Below are 16,819 nucleotides of genomic sequence, written 5' to 3'. Positions count from 1 at the left end.
TTAAAAAAGAGAAAAAGATGAAAACGAAACTTTACTTCACGGCAATTATGTTCCTTGGGATGATGGGGGTAAGTAATGCTCAGGCTCAGAACCCTGAATGTATGACTAATCTGTCTATATTTTCCGAACATGCAAAAGTTAAAAATTATGATGCGGCTTACGAACCATGGAAAATGGTGTATGAAACTTGTCCGCAGTTAAATAATGCGATCTATGTATATGGTGAGCGTATCCTTAAGGATAGATTAAAAAAGGCTTCAGATGCCGATAAGGAAAATGTTGCCAATGAGCTAATGGGTCTTTATGACAATAAATTGAAGCATTTCTCCTCTAAAACTAGTCCGGGTGAGACTATGGTAGATAAGGCATTGGTGATGTACGATAACAAAATGGCAGACGATGCTAAAATGTACAGCATGTTGAATGAAGCTTTTACTCAGGATCAAGAAAACTTTACAAATCCGAAGGCGTTATATATTTATTTCTCAAGTTTAGTTGATGAGCATAAAGCTGGTAGAAAGGATTTGCAAGAAGTTTTTGACGTTTATGATGCGGTTACCGAAAAGATTGAAGTAGAAAACGAAAAGCTTACAGGTAAAATTGCTAAACTTTTACCAAAAGAAGAGGCGGGTACATTGACGTCAAAGGAAAAATCTCGTTTAAGGGTTTATAATTCTTACTCTGAAAATTACGGTAAAATTGCAGGAAGTATCGATTCTAAATTAGGTCCTTTAGCAGATTGTAGTAACCTTATTCCTTTATACGAAAAGAGTTTTGAAGAGAAAAAAGGTGATGTTGTTTGGGTAAAAAGAGCGGTTGGTCTTATGTTCAACAAAGAATGTACGGATGATCCAATGTTCCAAAAACTTTTTGAGGCACAATTGGCATTAGACCCTTCTGCAGATGCTTATGTATATGGCGGAACGTTAAAGATGAAGAATGGAGATACTCAAGGAGCGTTAGCAGATTTTGACAAGGCTTTGTCTTTAGAGACGGATAATGATAAAAAATCTAAAATCGCTTATAAGGTTGCAGTGATCAACAAGAGAAAAGGAAGCAAATCTACGGCGCGTAAATACGCTCAGAAAGCAATTGATGCCAACCCATCTAATGGTCGTGCATATTTGTTGATTGCAAATCTTTATGCAACAAGTGCCAATGCTTGTGGTAGCACAACCTTTGAGAAAAGGGCAATTTATTGGAAAGCAGCGGATATGGCAAGAAAAGCTGGTAGGGTAGACCCTTCATTAAGCGGTTCTTCAAGTCAGGCGGCTACAAGTTATCAAGCTAAGGCACCAACTAAAGAAATGATCTTTAGTTCTGGTATGGCAGGTAAGACTGTTACCTTCTCTTGCTGGGTAGGTGGTAGTGTTAAGGTTCCATCGTTATAGTACAAATGAAACAAATATTCAATTATAGAAGCATTGCCGTGGTGTATACCATGGCAATGCTTTTTTTATCCTGTGGAGATAATTACAAAAGGGTTGGGGAAGAAGCGGTAAAAAAAGTTTTTCCAAGGGGTGTAGTTGAAGATTTTGTACTGACCTATACAGAAACTCCAGTAAAATTGAGTTCTGAAGATACAGGTACTTCTAAGGTGTTGGCCATAATGTCCGGACCTATTAGAGAAAACTATGATCAGCTATCTTTTCCTTATCAAACTTTTCCTAAAGGACTTTTAGTGAAAATCTTTAATGAGAAAAATGAAAGGACCACTATAGAGGCAGATTATGGTATCCTGTATTCGGCAACGTCCATTGTAGATTTAAGGGGCAATGTATTGATTAAGAGCGATGATGGAAAAAAATTGGAAACCACCCAATTGTATTATGATCGTGGAAATGAATGGGCCTTTACCCAAGAAAAGTTTAAGTTTACCAACCCAGATGATGGCACCGTAATGGATGGGGAAGGAATGGATATTCAAAAAGACCTAAAATTTTTGAATGCACATAAGACTTATGGTCTCATGTTAATAAAAGAAGAAGAGGATGATTAATATTTTAAGATACACAGAATACTTGTATATCATAGTTGCAGGTTTTTCTATATACAGGATTTTTACCGATTGGAATACAGATAGGAACTCGGCCTATTTTTTCATATTTTTTGCCATAGTCTCTATCGGTATGTTCCTGTTCAGAAGAAGTTATAGAAAAAAGTTTGAACAGCGTAAGCAAGATAACAACAAAGACACGTAGTGGGTACAGCCAGTATCATCATTATACTTTCCTTGGTATTTTCCGCTTTTTTTTCAGGAATGGAAATCGCATTTATTTCTGCGAATAAAATTCATATTGAAATAGAAAAAAAGCAAGATGGGTTTTTGGCCATGGTACTTACCAGGTTAACCAAAAAACCATCTAAGTTTATAGCTACCATGCTTATTGGTAATAATATAGCGTTGGTAATCTATGGCTTGTTCATGGGAGAAATTCTTATGAACTGGTTTGCGGATATGGCACCGGAAAATGCATTTTTAAGCATCTTGATTACCGAGTTCAGCTTGCTTACCCAAACGTTGATATCTACGTTTGTCATTTTAATTACGGCAGAATTTCTTCCAAAGGTGTTGTTTCAGATATATGCCAATAGCTTGTTGAAATTATTGGCTATTCCTGCTTTCTTGTTCTACGTGCTGTTTTCTTTTATTTCAGATTTTATTATATGGATTTCTGATCTTATTTTAAAGTATGTATTCCGTACGTCTGGTGATGAGGTGCAACTGGCCTTTAGTAAGTTAGAGTTGGGCGATTACATTACCGAACAAATGGAAACCGTAGAGGAGGAGGATGAAGTGGATACGGAAATACAGATTTTTCAGAACGCGTTAGAGTTTGCGGCCGTGAAGGCTAGAGAGGTCATGGTGCCAAGGACCGAAATTGTAGCGGTAGAAATGCACGAAACACCAAAAAATCTGGCAAAATTGTTTACAGAAACGGGCTATTCCAAAATATTGGTATTCAATGATACCGTAGATAATGTTATTGGTTACGTACACTCTTATGAATTGTTTAAAAAGCCCAAGACCATTAAGAGTATCTTATTGCCGGTAGAATTTGTTCCGGAGACCATGCTGATCCAGGATATTTTAAATGTGCTGATCAAAAAGCGAAAAAGTATTGCGGTTGTGCTAGATGAATATGGAGGTACCTCTGGCTTGGTAACAGTAGAGGATATCGTAGAGGAGCTGTTTGGGGAAATAGAGGATGAGCATGATACTACAGATTTGAGAGAAGAAAGGGTAGATGAGCGTCACTACCTGTTTTCCGCGCGTTTAGAGGTAGATTATATCAATGAAAATTACAAGTTGGAGCTTCCGGTTTCTGATGAATACGAAACTTTGGGCGGACTTTTAGTCCATACGTTAGGTGAAATTCCGGATAAGGAGGTAGAACTTAAGATCGCACCTTACCTGTTTACGGTATTGGAAGTCTCAAACACAAAAATAGATTTGGTTTCCATAGAACTTCTAGAGGAAGAATAACAGTGCATCTATCAATAAATTAGGAGGCTTTTTAGTTTTTATTATTTCAATTAAAAATGGTAGTTTTGCCTCCCGATAACCATAAAGGATTATTTTAAACATTAATTAGAATGGCAGTATTAGAGAATATAAGAAAACGGACCACGGTGTTGATCTTGATCATAGGTTTGGCATTGTTTGCATTTGTGATTTCTGGTGTATTTACCAGTAGCAATTTTGGAGGAGAAAAAGTAGGTTCGTCAGTGGCCGAGATTAATGGGGAGGAAATTTCAATAGATGAATTTAGGCAAGAGGTAGAAACTGCTGCAAGAAGGGTAGGGCCTAATGCTTCATCTATGCAGGTAGTAAACCAAGTTTGGGAAAACAAGATAAGAAAGGCCATTTTAGGAGAGCAATTTGAAGATTTGGGAATTGGTATTGAGCAAGACCAAATCGTAGATTTTCTTCGTACAACAGGGTATGCACAAAATCCAGAGTTTCAAGATGGGGATGGCCAGTTTGACCCAAATATTTTTAGACAAACGGTAGCAGATTGGAAAGTTAATAATCCGGCGCAATATGAAGCTTGGTTACAGACCGAAAACGAAATTGTGCAATTGGCAAAGGAACAAACCTATTTCAACTTGGTAAAAGCAGGTGTAGGGGCTACTTTGAAAGAAGGCGAACTAGATTATAGACTGGCCAATGATAAAATGGACATAAAGTATGTAAGGGTTCCTTATTCTTCTATTCCTGATAGCACTATTACTGTAACCAAGAGTGAGATTGCAGATTATGTCAACGATCACAAAGAGGAGTACAAGCAAGAACCGGCAAGAGATTTACAATATGTATTTTTTAGTGAAAAACCTTCTGAAGCGGATGATCTTGCCATTAAGGAGGAAATTACCAAACTTTTAGATGACACGGTTGAATATAATTCACAGACCGATCGTAACGATACTATTTTAGGCTTTAGAAATACAAAGGATATGGCTGAGTTCTTGGATAGAAATTCAGATACAAAATTCGATACTATTTTTAAGGCGAAGAAAGATTTACCTTCTTCTGTGGCAGATTCTTTGTTCAGTCTTAATGTGGGTGAAATTTACGGACCTTATAAAGATGGAGGTTCCTATAAGATTTCCAAGATGATGGCCAGAAAGCCAAATGGATCGGTTAAGGCAAGTCATATTTTATTGGCCTATACCGGAGCAACCAGAGCAAATCCTGATGTTACTAGAACTAAGGAAGAAGCTGAGGCCAAGGCAAAGGAGTTGTTAAGAGAGGCTAGAAAATCTGGCGTTGTGTTCTCAGAATTGGCAAGGGATAATTCTGATGGCCCTTCTGCTCCAAATGGTGGGGACTTGGGTTATTTCCAAGAAGGTACCATGGTTCCTAAATTCAATGATTTTGCTTTTAACAATAAAGTGGGGTCTATAGGAATGGTAGAAACAGATTTTGGATTTCATGTCATAAAGATTGATGACAAACAGGATATCGTTCAGATTGCAACGGCTTCTAGGGAGATTGAAGCTTCTGAAGAAACCATTAATACGTTGTTTACTAATGCAACTACCTTTGAAATGGAAACAATGGAGGATGAAACTGCATTTTCAGAGATTGCAAAGAAAGGTGAATACGTTGTACGACCTGTAAACAAGATTAAGGCGTTAGATGAAAATCTACCAGGATTGTCCAATCAAAGAAATATTGTTCAATGGGCTTTTAATGAGGACACTAAAGTTGGTGACGTTAAAAGGTTCAGCATAAATAATGGTTATGCGGTAGTACAATTAACGGGAAGTTATGAAGAAGGGGTTATGAGCACGGAAGATGCATCTGTCCTTGTATTGCCATTGATAAGGAAAGAGCGTAAAGCGGCCAAGATAATTGCTGCCAATCAAGGCAAGGATATGGCCACTATTGCTTCGGATAACGGAACTGCAGTTTCCAATGCATCTGCATTAACGGTTAAATCTCCAACTATTCCTGGTGCTGGTAGCGAACCTGTTGTAGTGGGTACCGCATATGGTATGGAAGAAGGTACCATTTCTGGATTAATAGAAGGAAATACCGGTGTCTTTAAAATTGAAATCGTAAAGAAAACCGAAGCTCCAAAATTAGATAACTATAGTGTTTATGCCAATTCCTTAAAAACAGGAGCAGCAGGGCGTGTAAATACTGCGGTATATTCTGCATTAAAAGAAGCTGCCACGATAAAGGATAAGAGGGCTACGTTCTATTAGTCTTTATCGGTTTAAAAATATAAAAGGCATCCTATTTTTATAGGATGTCTTTTTTTATAAAATCATTTCAGAATAAGGTAGAATGGTAGAATAACCTTTGTGCCTAAAATAATCCATATCGGTTTCCGTACCGGTCACCAAGATAAAATCCCCACCCCAAGCACCTAGGCTTTTTATTGTATTTGGGTAGTCTTGGAACAAAGAATTCTTTATGGTAGGTACATGCAAAGTTTTAGACAATAAAGTTTCATGTTCGTTTAGCAACATTTCAAAATCACTTAAATTAGTACATGTTAAAATAGCCTCGGTCATTGTATTAATTTTTGAAATCAATACACCCTTATTAATATCTAGCGTACGGTATTGCGTAATTGCCTCTCTACTATTTTTTTTCTGATTTAAATACACGAAAAAAATCTGGTCGGCAAAAACAGGATTAAAGTCCACGTTATTTATGTGGGGTTCATATCCGTTTTTTATATAGGTTATGGGGGTATCATGGGTGGCACATGCAATGTCGTAACCACTGCCTCCAAAACTTGCTTCAAGTAATTGATAAGGATTTACATGGGCCCATGATGCTATATTTGCTATTAGCGTAGAAGAGGTACCCAAGCCCCAATTCCTTGGAAAAGTAACTTTTGTCTCAATGGTATAATTCTGGTCATCTTTGGATAGAAAATCTAAATTAAGTTTTTTTGCCTCTGACAGTATTTTTAATAGTGACGTTGCAATTTCGGTATTGGAGGTTGAAGTTAATTGAAGGTGGTGGGTATCAAATGATGCATCAAACCAAACCGCCCCTTTTTCATCTCTACTTTTCCATTCTGTAACGGTATTTGTTCTACTTTCCACTTTTAGAAATTGACCAAAAGATGTGGGTAGTGCCAATCCTTTGGCACCATCAAGTATAGCATATTCCCCTGTTAGTAGTAGTTTGCCATTACCGTAGAATTCTTTGAACATAGAACAATTTATTTTCTGATCTCCTTTAGTTGCAGTTCGACTCCGTGGTGCGTTACGGGGTTGGTTTTAAAGAAGGCAACCAAGGAAGCTTTTTCATGCTCGTTGGCGCCCAATTGATTTAGAATGTTCAACAAGTGCATTTTCATATGTCCTTTTTGGATACCCGTCGTAACCAAGGAGCTCACTGCGGCAAAATTTTGGGCTAGCCCGGCTACCGCAATTATTTGCATTAATTCCTCTGCAGAAGGGTGTTGAAGAATTTCAAGATTCAGTTTTACGAGCGGGTGCAGTTTGGTAAGTCCTCCAACCGTTCCCAGGGCCAAAGGAATCTCTATCCAGAATTTAAAAATACCGTCCTCAATGGTAGCATGTGTTAAGCTGCGGTACTGGCCGTCTTTGCATGCATATGCATGAATACCTGCCTCAACGGCCCTAAAATCATTTCCTGTAGCCAGTACTACGGCATCAATACCGTTCATGATACCTTTGTTGTGCGTTACCGCTCTATACGGTTCTACCTTGGCAATTTGTATGGCCTGTATTATTTTTTCGGCAGTTTGTTGTGGCGTTAATTGATCGGTAAGTTTAAGTTGATCTACCGGGCAACTTACCATAGCACGTACCGTACAATTAGGAACATAATTGGATAAGATGCTCATTACAATTTCCACATTTCTTTCATGTGCGGAAAAGGCCTCATAATTAGCAGCTTCTCTTTTAAGGGTGTCCGCAAATTGCTCCAGACAACTATTAATGAAATTGGCACCCATGGCATCTTTGGTTTCAAAGGTGGCATGCAGTTGAAAATAGTGGTCCAATTCATGGGTTTTGTTTCTTAGAACAATATCGGTAATGCCGCCACCCCTTTTTTCCATACTAGTGGTAAGCATTGCGCTTTCTGCTAGTAGAATGGGTTTTACGTACGTAAAGAAAGAAGTTAGTTTTATCGCATCACCTTTAAATAAAAAATGGACTTGTCCTACTTTTTCCGTCCCTATAACCTCGGTTTTAAAGCCACCTCTTTTATGCCAAAATTTAGCGGCCTTGCTAGCTGCGGCAATTACGGAACTCTCTTCAATGGCCATGGGTAGGGCATATAATTTATCGTTGATAAGGAAATTAGGGGCAATACCCTGGGGTACATACAAGTTGGTGATCGTATTTTCTATAAACTCGTCATGTAGCTGTTGTATGCGCTCATTTTGGTTCCAATACGTTTGTAATGTTTTTTTGGATTCTTCCTCGTTCTGGGTATAGTGGGTAGTGATCCAATCTATCTTTTCTTCTTTTGTAAGTTTGGAAAAACCACTTATTGGCTTGGTCATTTGGGTATAACTTTCTTCTGTATATTGATGTAAAATAGTTGTGTTTGTCTTTTTTAAAAGAACACAAAATTACAATAGTAAAGATAAGGATATTGTAAAGAATCCATTTTAGGTGAACAAAGCGTTAAAAGCCGTTTCTTTTTCAGGTCAAAGCGTGTTTTTTTGAGGAAATAGTGGTAAACTTGAGAGATTTAACAAAATTTAAAATTTTATGCGAAAAACACACTTACTAACATTGATTGTAATGGCTTTCAGTGTCATTATGGTGGCTCAAGAAAAGCAAATACAAGTTTCTGAAATCTACCAAGGTGCATTTAGGACTGATGGTTTGGATGCCTTAAGATCAATGAAGAACGGTACGCAGTATACCGTACTGAATATGGATAGACAAAACCAAGTTGTAACGGTAGATAAATACGATTATAAAACACAGGAAAAAGTGGCTACTTTGGTTTCATCTTCAGATTTGCCGGGGATTTCCTCGTTTTCTGCCTATACCTTTAGTGATGATGAAAGTAAGTTATTGCTTTCCACTCAAGTAGAACCCATCTTTAGGCGTTCAAGATTAGGAATCTATTATGTTTATGATTTAAAATCGAAAGACTTGATTCAGGTTAGTGAGGAGAAAATTCAAGAACCATTAATTTCTCCCAATGGTGGTCAAGTAGCGTATGTAAAGAATAACAATATCTACATCTTCAATCTTGCTAGCGATGAAACCAAGCAGGTGACTACAGATGGTGAAAAAAATAAAATTATCAACGGAGTTACAGATTGGGTATATGAAGAGGAATTTGCTTTCGTACGCGCATTTGAATGGAATGCTGATGGTAGTAAACTTGCTTTTCTACGTTTTGATGAGACCAATGTGCCAGAATTTTCAATGGATGTATATGGTACCGCCCTATACCAAAAACCCTATGTGTTTAAATATCCAAAAGCCGGAGAGGACAATTCTCTGGTAACGCTACATATTTTAGATGTGGCCAACGGAAAAGCTTCAGCAATTAATTTGGACAACGCTTATTATATTCCACGTATAAAATGGAAGAATCATAAAGATATGTTGAGCGTACAAACACTGAACAGGCGCCAGAATCATTTAACCATGTATACGGTAGATGCTAAAAGTGGAGATGTGTCGGTTTTGTTGGAAGAGAAGGACGATGCCTATGTGGATATTACCGATAATTTAACGTTTTTAGAGGATGATAGTTTTATTTGGACTAGTGAAAAGGACGGATGGAACCATATCTACCTTTATGGTGAAGATGGTACATTGATGAACCAAATTACCAAAGGTCAGTGGGAGGTTACCAATTATTACGGATATGATCAGAATGAGGATAAAATTTATTATCAATCTACAGAAAATGGTTCTATAAATAGGGGCGTATATAATATTGATAGTGGTGGTGACGGTAAGAAAGAATTGGCGGTGGCCCAAGGAACCAATAGGGCTTCCTTTAGTGCAGATTTCACCTACTTCATCAATACATTTTCCAATGCAAAAACTCCACCGGTCTATACCTTGCACAAGGCCATAAACGGTAAAAAGATAAAGGATGTAAAGGATAATGATAGGTTATTGCAAAAACTTGAAGGCTATGCTATTAGTCCAAAAGAATTTTCTACCATTACGATCAATGGTAATGAGCTGAACATGTATATGATAAAGCCCAAAGATTTTGATGCTACCAAAAAGTATCCGTTGTTAATGTATCAGTATAGCGGTCCGGGGTCGCAGAATGTCTCCAATAGCTGGATGGGTGCAAATGACTACTGGCACCAGATGCTGGTCTCAGAAGGTTATATAGTGGCTTGTGTAGATGGTCGTGGTACAGGTTTTAAAGGACGGGATTTTAAAAAGGTCACGTATATGAATTTGGTAAAATATGAAACCGAAGATCAAATAGCGGCAGCAAAAAAGTTAAGTGAACTTGATTATATAGATGAAGATAGGACAGGTATATGGGGTTGGAGCTTTGGAGGTCATATGGCAACGAATTGTATTTTAAAAGGGAATGATGTTTTTGAAACTGCAATAGCGGTTGCACCCGTAACATCATGGCGTTTTTATGATACCATCTATACAGAGCGCTTTATGCGTACACCGGCGGAAAACCCAAGTGGGTACGATGATAATTCCCCGTTCAATTATCCAGAACTTTTAGAGGGAAATTATTTATTGATACACGGTTCTGGAGATGATAATGTACATGTACAGAATTCCATGAGAATGATTGAAGCATTGATCCAAGCGAACAAACAATTTGACTGGGGCATATATCCTGATAAAAATCATGGAATTTATGGGGGTAATACCAGAATACACCTATTTAATAAAATGACCAATTTCTTAAAAGAAAACTTATAATCAAACCAATTGAACTATGACTGAAAGTACAGAAATTTCAGACCAAAAACAGATTTTTGGACACCCTCAGGGGCTGTTTTATCTATTTTTTGCGGAATTATGGGAGCGGTTTAGCTTTTATGGTATGCGTGCCCTGCTCACGCTCTACATGATCGATGTAATCTTTCAAGCCTTGGCAGAAAGAGATTATGCAACAGCAGCGGTATACTCCTCATACGGATCCTTGGTATATGCTTCCACTGTCATTGGAGGTAAAGTTTCCGATAAGATATTGGGAATGCGAAACTCCATTTTTTTAGGGGGCATTCTTATGTCCATAGGTCATTTTGTATTGGCTATAGAAGATAATATGGCATTCTTTTTGGCCCTTTCCCTAATCATTGTGGGCAACGGATTTTTTAAGCCCAATATCTCCACTTTTGTAGGAACCCTATACGAAAAGGGCGATCCTAAAAAAGATTCCGGTTTTACCATCTTTTATATGGGAATCAATATTGGTGGATGGGTAGCCCCATTGCTTTGTGGATGGTTAGCGGCCACATATGGATGGCATTACGGATTTGGCTTGGCCGGAATAGGGATGCTTACAGGATTGATCGTTTTCTGGAGCGGTATCAGAAAAAATGTATTTGGGGATAGGGGCTTGCCGCCAACAGAAGACGTGTTGGATAAAAAGGTGCTCGGGATTAAGCAAGGGGTGTTGGTGCCCGTACTTGCAGTACTTGCTGCCCCATTGATTGCATTGCTACTTTCGTCATATCAAGCCATAGCTACGGAAGGCTTATTTGCCGATCAAAATATAGTAAACGTAATATTTACGGGTATAGGTATTGCCGTATTAGCCTATTTGGCCTATGAAATGTTCAAAGCCAATATGAAGGAAAGAAAAGAATTGTTCGTTGCGGTATTGCTTACTTTCTTTATGACCATATTTTGGGGTTTTCACGAGTTGTCAGGAAGTGTAATTACCTTGTTTGCCGCTAGGAATATAGATTTAACAGGCATCATGTCCGCCGCGCAGACGAACTCTTTAAATTCAATGTTCATTATTATTTTGGCGATTCCTATTTCTTTGATGTGGACGTGGTTGAGCAAGAAGAACTGGAACCCTAGAACCCCATATAAATTTGGACTTGGTTTATTGTTTGCAGGGATTAGTTTTTATGTCCTTGCCATTAGCGGTGGTAGTGCAAATGAAAACGGTTTAGTGCCTTTTGCTTATTTGTTGTTAATGTATTTCTTATTATCTGTTGGGGAGTTGTTTATGTCACCGGTAGGTCTTTCAAAAATGACCGATCTGGCACCCTTGCGCCTAATTGCATTTATAATGGGAGTATGGTTTTTGTCCTCAGCGTTCGCTTTTCAGATTGTAGGCTTTATTGGTAAACAATTGGCAATAGAAAGTACAGATAAGAATGTTGGTGGTTTTGAGACACTATCCGTCTATACGGATGGCTTTATGTTAATTGCCAAATATGCATTAGGAGCCGGTACTTTGGTACTATTGGCATCGCCTATTATAAAAAGGTTGATGGGCAAGGTGCATTAGATTGTTTTGAATCACTCAAAAAGATAAGCTCCCTTTTCACCGGTATAGTGGAAAGGGATTTTATTTTTTATGCAGGTTGATTTCCATCGCTCTACATAACTTTTATAATTACTGCCATCGGCTATAATTTCTATTGGTGACAAGGTATCCACTAATCGTTCTAAATTAATTTTAGGGGAATGGGTCAATAAGATGATAGGCGATGGTGCTTTATGGTAAATACCTGCACTGTCTATCACCTGAATTTTTGTATTATGAATTGAGTAACTGTTCTTAAGAGAATCATGAGTGACCGTGTCAATACGCTCTGCAATACGGTAATTAGATAATATATACTGCGGTAGCTTTTTTTGATTACTTAAAACGGATAAATGGCTGCCATTTCTATTAAACATGATGCTCTCCCTTGTTTGATGTACTACTAAAACCTCTTTTTTATTTTTGGCATTCTTGGTTTGGTAAAAGGTATATGCTTGAAAACTTATGATACTTAGTATAAAAACCGCTGTACGCTTAAAAGTACCTTTACTATATAGTTCAACACCTATAAACAGGATAATAAAAGAGAGGACAAGCTGTATACCATCAAAGGAAATAGCACTAAAAATAAACTGTTCCTGTTGGGCTACCCATGTAATTAAGCCATTCATTTGCGAAATTACCTCGTTATAAAACCATGTTAGTTGTGGGGGTAAGATATTTAGTAAGGAGAGAAGGATGACTATAATACCCGTGCCAAGAATCAAACCTAAGGCCGGAACAACAATTAAATTGCTAACAAAGAAAAGTCCGGGAAATTGATGAAAGTAAAATAAGCTTATGGGCAATACACCTAATTGCGCGGCAAAACTAACACAAAGCAACTGCCAAAAATATCGTATTACCTTGTTTTTAGGGAACCAAAGGTCTCTTAATATGGGGAATATCCATAATATGGAAAATACGGCGGCATAACTCATTTGAAAACCTACTTGAAATAAAAGATTAGGGTCAATGAACAGTAAAATGAATAAAATAGAAAGGGCAAGAATATTAAATGTATTGCTGGGTCTGTTTAAATAAAGGGCATAGGCAACAAAGCTGAACATGGTGGTAGCACGGATAATACTGGCAGATAATCCCGCTATAAAAGCAAATGTCCAGAGTAGAATAACGGATAAAATTAAAATTAAGGTCTTGCCATGAGGAATAGAGGTTAACGGTCGTAATATAAATTGAATGAGAACTAAAAGAATACCAATATGTAGGCCAGAAAGCGCCAAAATATGAACGGCACCCGCTTTTTGATAATTGTTATACGTAGTTTCGGTAATACCATCGCGTTGTCCTAATAATAATGCTTGTATAATACCTAGTTCGTCCGTTCCAAATTCTTCCTTTTGCAATTTGCCGATAATATGTTCGCGAACATTTGATGCAAGACCAACAAGTGTAGTTTTTGGATGGGCCAGACGAATGAACTGATGCTGCCCAATTTTCATTTGATCATAAATTCCTAATGTTTCCAGATATCCCTTATAATCAAATTGATGCGGGTTCAACGGAGGTAAAATAGGATTGGGCTTAGAAAAAACCACTATTTCATCATCTATTTTTAAGGTTGTGGAGTCTTGGGGCAATGACAGTAAAATAGTTCCACGAACTGGTTGGTGGTCAATACCTATAACTTTTGCATAATAGCGTTTGGAAAACGGGCTAGGTTTAAGGGCTTCCTTAATTTTTAAAGTCCAGATTGCCGGTTCGTCATTGGTATGATTACTGTAATGACTATGATGGTTAATGGGTTGTGCTATAGAAAAACAGAACATTCCTATATGAACAACCAATAAGGAGGCAATAATGCCAAAAAAAATGGATTTACTATAATGTTTCCTAAGAAAAATGAATGCAAGGAAAAGGAAAAGAACGGTAGTAGAAAGTAATAAATACCATGGGTTCAAAGGTAGTACGGTGCCTATTAATATTCCTAGGATGAGCAGTAGCGTAAATCGTATAGGAATAAACGCTAGAAGTTTCATCCTATAAAATTCTAGTGGCTTTTACAAAGGCTTGGTTCCAAAATCCGTCACGCAAGGATGATACGGTAACCCCTCTTGAAGTGGAGGCATGTATAAAAGTTATTTCATTATTGGTAGTGCCTACAACCATACCCACATGGTTAATTCGTTTAGATCCGCGAGTAGTTTTGAAAAACAAGAGGTCACCTTTTTCAATATTCTTCACGGCCACCCTATGTCCTTCTTCTGCCATATGGTATGATGTCCTGGGCAATTTAACATCATGTTCCCCAAAAGAAACATATAAGAGACCGGAACAATCCATGCCTTTCTTTGTAGTGCCTCCAAATTTATAACGAACGCCAGAATAAGAAAGCGCCGTATTGATTATTTTGTCCGCTTTGGTATGGGTACTGGAAGTTCTTCCTTTGTATTCTTTAGTTTTTGGGGTCGTTGAAACCTTGCCGGTTCTGGCATTATGGGCAGCTGCTACGGAGATTTTGCGCTCCTTGTCAGAACTGCTGGTTTTTTTTGCTCCACAACTGTATATGAGGCAAATAATTAGAAAATACGTCAGTTTACGCATACAATCAAAAAGAAACCTTTACTAAATGTAACTTCAAAATTATAGAATTATTATTTAATGGCTATTAACGAGCATTGGCATGTGCAATGATTAAGGTTGCGGCCTTAGAGCTTGCCCCGGCCCCACCTAATTTTAATATAAGCTCATCGTAAGCCATTAACTGTTTTGTTCTTGCAGTCCCTTTTAATATGGCTGCAAGTTCTTTTTTTAATCGTTGTTGGGTAAAATCATCCTGAATCAATTCCGTGACCACTTCTTTTTGCATAATTAGGTTGACCAATGATATATATTCCAAAGTAATAATGCGTTTTGCAATTTGATATGAAATCCAATTGGCCTTATAACAAACTACTTGTGGTACTTTAAAAAGTGCAGTCTCTAATGTTGCGGTACCACTTGTGACCAAAGCGGCAGTTGATATGGATAATAGGTCGTAGGTTTTGTTTCGTACAAACTTAACATTAACATTGCTTAAGAATGGGGTGTAAAAATCTTCCTCTAAACTTGGAGCACCTGCAATAACAAATTCGTAATCCAGAAAATCATTTGTTAATGAAAGCATTAATGCCAACATTTTCTGAACTTCCTGTTTACGACTTCCCGGTAAAAGGGCAATAATTGGTTTCTGGGGGTGCAAACCGTTGGTGTTCCTAAAAGTAGGTTCATCTATAACTGATCGGTTTTCAATAGCATCTAACAACGGATGGCCAACGAATTGAACTGGGTAATGATGTTTATCCTCGTAAAACGCTTTTTCAAAAGGCAATATGACGTACATATGGTCTACGGTAGCCTTTATTTTGTTTATTCTACCTTCCCTAGATGCCCATATTTGAGGTGAAATGTAATAATTGGTCAAAAAATTATTGTCTTTTGCCCATTTGGCAATTCGCAGGTTAAAGCCAGAATAGTCAATAAAAATAATGGCATCGGGTTGAAATTGGGCAATATCCTGCTTACAAAATTTAATATTTTTAAAAATAGCGTTGAGGTTTAATAGTACCTCTAAAAACCCCATAAAGGCCAATTCTTTATAGTGTTTCACAAGGGTGGCTCCGGCCTGTTGCATTAAATCACCACCCCAACACCTAACCTGGGCACTGGTGTCCTGTCTTAGTAAGGCCTTAATAAGATTAGACCCATGGAGATCTCCAGATGCTTCCCCGGCAATGATATAATATTTCATTTTAAAACAGTTTGTAATACAGAATAAGAAAAGCGGTAAATAAAGTAGCTATTAATACGCCTTTGGCCCTATGATCCCTTTTAATTTTTAAAAAACCAAAAAAAGCAACCAAGTTTAAAATAGCGCCTAGAGCTAGTAAGCTACCTACATGTTCTTGCGTTACTGCCGCGGCGTAAGTTTCCGCAATACTTAATTTAGAAAATAATAGAATATAAATTAATGTACCGATCGTATTGGCAATTAAACCTACTATAATGCCAATTAAAATTTCTTTTTTAGTGTTCATGTCTACGGGTAAAATAGAAAAAATATAATTTTAGCTTTTGAGGTATGGAAAATTAAAAGTTCCATGAATTTAATTCCTGCACTGCATGATGTGCAGTAAGGTCAAACTGGGTAGGTACAACAGAAATGTAACCATTTGCCAAAGCCCATTCATCGGTATCCTCTCCTTGGTCCAATAATTCAAATTCGCCGGTAAGCCAATAGTAATCTTTACCCATAGGGTTTTTTCTTTTATCGAACTTTTCCTTCCAATTGGCCCTGGCCTGGCGGCATACTTTAATCCCTTTCAATGCATCTTTTTCAAGTTTAGGAATATTTACGTTAAGGACGGTTGCTTTAGGAATACCGTGCTTTAGCGCTTGCTCAACAATGGTTTGTATAAAATCTTTGGCCTGTGTAAAGTCTGCCTCCCACTTATAATCGCACAATGAAAAACCAATGGCAGGTATACCTTCTATTCCTGCTTCTATTGCTGCGCTCATAGTGCCAGAATAAATTACGTTTATAGAAGAATTGGATCCATGGTTAATACCGCTTACACAAATATCGGGCTTACGATCCATAAGTTCCTGCAAGGCTAATTTTACACAATCGGCTGGCGTGCCGCTACAACTATATTCCACTATACCCTCGCTTTCTTCGTCTATCGTTAATTTCTCTGCATATAAGGTGCTATCTAGTGTTATCGCGTGTCCCATTCCGGATTGTGGACTGTCTGGCGCCACCACGATCACATCGCCTATTTTTTTCATAATGCCTATTAACGTTCTAACACCGGGGGCTGTTATTCCGTCATCATTGGTAACTAATATTAAGGGTTTTGCCATGGTATA

Annotated in this window: 14 protein-coding genes; 7 read left to right on the top strand and 7 right to left on the bottom strand. The window is 37.8% G+C overall.

Annotated features, from left to right (window positions below):
- Positions 1-17: 17 nt before the first annotated feature.
- From ABVM52_RS05205 to ABVM52_RS05185, 5 genes are all read left to right on the top strand, one after another.
- A complete protein-coding gene (locus tag ABVM52_RS05205; protein WP_405384352.1) occupies positions 18-1,391 on the top strand; it encodes a tetratricopeptide repeat protein in 1,374 nt (457 codons plus the stop codon).
- 5 nt (positions 1,392-1,396) lie between these two features.
- Complete coding sequence (gene lptC, locus ABVM52_RS05200) at positions 1,397-1,999, top strand: LPS export ABC transporter periplasmic protein LptC (RefSeq protein WP_405384351.1); 603 nt, start codon at positions 1,397-1,399, stop codon at positions 1,997-1,999.
- The gene (locus ABVM52_RS05195; RefSeq protein ID WP_405384350.1) at positions 1,992-2,201 is read left to right on the top strand and encodes a hypothetical protein; all 210 of its coding nucleotides are present in this window, start codon (positions 1,992-1,994) and stop codon (positions 2,199-2,201) included. Before lptC ends, ABVM52_RS05195 begins: the two co-directional genes overlap by 8 nt.
- A gap of 59 nt (positions 2,202-2,260) precedes the next feature.
- Entirely contained in the window at positions 2,261-3,487 is a 1,227-nt protein-coding gene (locus ABVM52_RS05190) for a hemolysin family protein (protein WP_405385102.1), read from the top strand.
- Positions 3,488-3,597: 110 nt separating this feature from the next.
- On the top strand, positions 3,598-5,715 hold the full coding sequence (locus tag ABVM52_RS05185) for a peptidylprolyl isomerase (protein WP_405384349.1): 2,118 nt from the start codon (positions 3,598-3,600) through the stop codon (positions 5,713-5,715).
- Between the two features lie 54 nt (positions 5,716-5,769).
- Here the strand turns inward: ABVM52_RS05185 and ABVM52_RS05180 are convergent, their stop codons facing one another.
- Positions 5,770-6,681 carry a GYDIA family GHMP kinase gene (locus ABVM52_RS05180; protein ID WP_405384348.1) on the bottom strand — a complete coding sequence of 304 codons (912 nt, stop codon included), beginning with the start codon at positions 6,679-6,681 and terminating at the stop codon, positions 5,770-5,772.
- Between the two features lie 8 nt (positions 6,682-6,689).
- Positions 6,690-8,006, bottom strand: a complete 1,317-nt coding sequence (locus ABVM52_RS05175) for a hydroxymethylglutaryl-CoA reductase, degradative (protein ID WP_405384347.1) — start codon at positions 8,004-8,006, stop codon at positions 6,690-6,692.
- Positions 8,007-8,217: 211 nt separating this feature from the next.
- On the opposite strand from ABVM52_RS05175, the gene ABVM52_RS05170 reads away from it, so the two are divergent.
- Together ABVM52_RS05170 and ABVM52_RS05165 are read left to right on the top strand one after the other, a co-directional pair.
- Positions 8,218-10,383 carry a S9 family peptidase gene (locus ABVM52_RS05170; RefSeq protein ID WP_405384345.1) on the top strand — a complete coding sequence of 722 codons (2,166 nt, stop codon included), beginning with the start codon at positions 8,218-8,220 and terminating at the stop codon, positions 10,381-10,383.
- 16 nt (positions 10,384-10,399) lie between these two features.
- On the top strand, positions 10,400-11,932 hold the full coding sequence (locus ABVM52_RS05165; RefSeq protein ID WP_405384344.1) for a peptide MFS transporter: 1,533 nt from the start codon (positions 10,400-10,402) through the stop codon (positions 11,930-11,932).
- An 11-nt stretch (positions 11,933-11,943) separates the two neighbouring features.
- On the opposite strand, the gene ABVM52_RS05160 is transcribed toward ABVM52_RS05165, so the two are convergent.
- From ABVM52_RS05160 to surE, 5 genes are all read right to left on the bottom strand, one after another.
- Complete coding sequence (locus ABVM52_RS05160) at positions 11,944-13,950, bottom strand: ComEC/Rec2 family competence protein (RefSeq protein WP_405384343.1); 2,007 nt, start codon at positions 13,948-13,950, stop codon at positions 11,944-11,946.
- A gap of 1 nt (position 13,951) precedes the next feature.
- On the bottom strand, positions 13,952-14,515 hold the full coding sequence (locus tag ABVM52_RS05155; RefSeq protein ID WP_405384342.1) for a C40 family peptidase: 564 nt from the start codon (positions 14,513-14,515) through the stop codon (positions 13,952-13,954).
- 64 nt (positions 14,516-14,579) lie between these two features.
- The gene (gene lpxB, locus ABVM52_RS05150; protein ID WP_405384341.1) at positions 14,580-15,701 is read right to left on the bottom strand and encodes a lipid-A-disaccharide synthase; all 1,122 of its coding nucleotides are present in this window, start codon (positions 15,699-15,701) and stop codon (positions 14,580-14,582) included.
- Position 15,702: 1 nt separating this feature from the next.
- The gene (locus ABVM52_RS05145; protein ID WP_405384340.1) at positions 15,703-15,987 is read right to left on the bottom strand and encodes a hypothetical protein; all 285 of its coding nucleotides are present in this window, start codon (positions 15,985-15,987) and stop codon (positions 15,703-15,705) included.
- A 52-nt stretch (positions 15,988-16,039) separates the two neighbouring features.
- Entirely contained in the window at positions 16,040-16,813 is a 774-nt protein-coding gene (gene surE / locus ABVM52_RS05140; RefSeq protein ID WP_405384339.1) for a 5'/3'-nucleotidase SurE, read from the bottom strand.
- Positions 16,814-16,819 lie beyond the last annotated feature (6 nt).

The sequence above is a fragment of the Maribacter sp. LLG6340-A2 genome, from assembly GCF_045057105.1.
GTDB lineage: Bacteria > Bacteroidota > Bacteroidia > Flavobacteriales > Flavobacteriaceae > Maribacter.
Note: the sequence above shows the minus strand (reverse complement) of the source record. Positions and strands in the feature narration are given on the sequence as shown.

Coding starts and splice junctions, on each gene's coding strand:
- ABVM52_RS05205 (WP_405384352.1), top strand. CDS start 18: ATGAAAACGAAACTTTACTTCACGGCAATTATGTTCCTTGGGATGATG.
- lptC (WP_405384351.1), top strand. CDS start 1,397: ATGAAACAAATATTCAATTATAGAAGCATTGCCGTGGTGTATACCATG.
- ABVM52_RS05195 (WP_405384350.1), top strand. CDS start 1,992: ATGATTAATATTTTAAGATACACAGAATACTTGTATATCATAGTTGCA.
- ABVM52_RS05190 (WP_405385102.1), top strand. CDS start 2,261: ATGGAAATCGCATTTATTTCTGCGAATAAAATTCATATTGAAATAGAA.
- ABVM52_RS05185 (WP_405384349.1), top strand. CDS start 3,598: ATGGCAGTATTAGAGAATATAAGAAAACGGACCACGGTGTTGATCTTG.
- ABVM52_RS05180 (WP_405384348.1), bottom strand. CDS start 6,681: ATGTTCAAAGAATTCTACGGTAATGGCAAACTACTACTAACAGGGGAA.
- ABVM52_RS05175 (WP_405384347.1), bottom strand. CDS start 8,006: ATGACCAAGCCAATAAGTGGTTTTTCCAAACTTACAAAAGAAGAAAAG.
- ABVM52_RS05170 (WP_405384345.1), top strand. CDS start 8,218: ATGCGAAAAACACACTTACTAACATTGATTGTAATGGCTTTCAGTGTC.
- ABVM52_RS05165 (WP_405384344.1), top strand. CDS start 10,400: ATGACTGAAAGTACAGAAATTTCAGACCAAAAACAGATTTTTGGACAC.
- ABVM52_RS05160 (WP_405384343.1), bottom strand. CDS start 13,950: ATGAAACTTCTAGCGTTTATTCCTATACGATTTACGCTACTGCTCATC.
- ABVM52_RS05155 (WP_405384342.1), bottom strand. CDS start 14,515: ATGCGTAAACTGACGTATTTTCTAATTATTTGCCTCATATACAGTTGT.
- lpxB (WP_405384341.1), bottom strand. CDS start 15,701: ATGAAATATTATATCATTGCCGGGGAAGCATCTGGAGATCTCCATGGG.
- ABVM52_RS05145 (WP_405384340.1), bottom strand. CDS start 15,987: ATGAACACTAAAAAAGAAATTTTAATTGGCATTATAGTAGGTTTAATT.
- surE (WP_405384339.1), bottom strand. CDS start 16,813: ATGGCAAAACCCTTAATATTAGTTACCAATGATGACGGAATAACAGCC.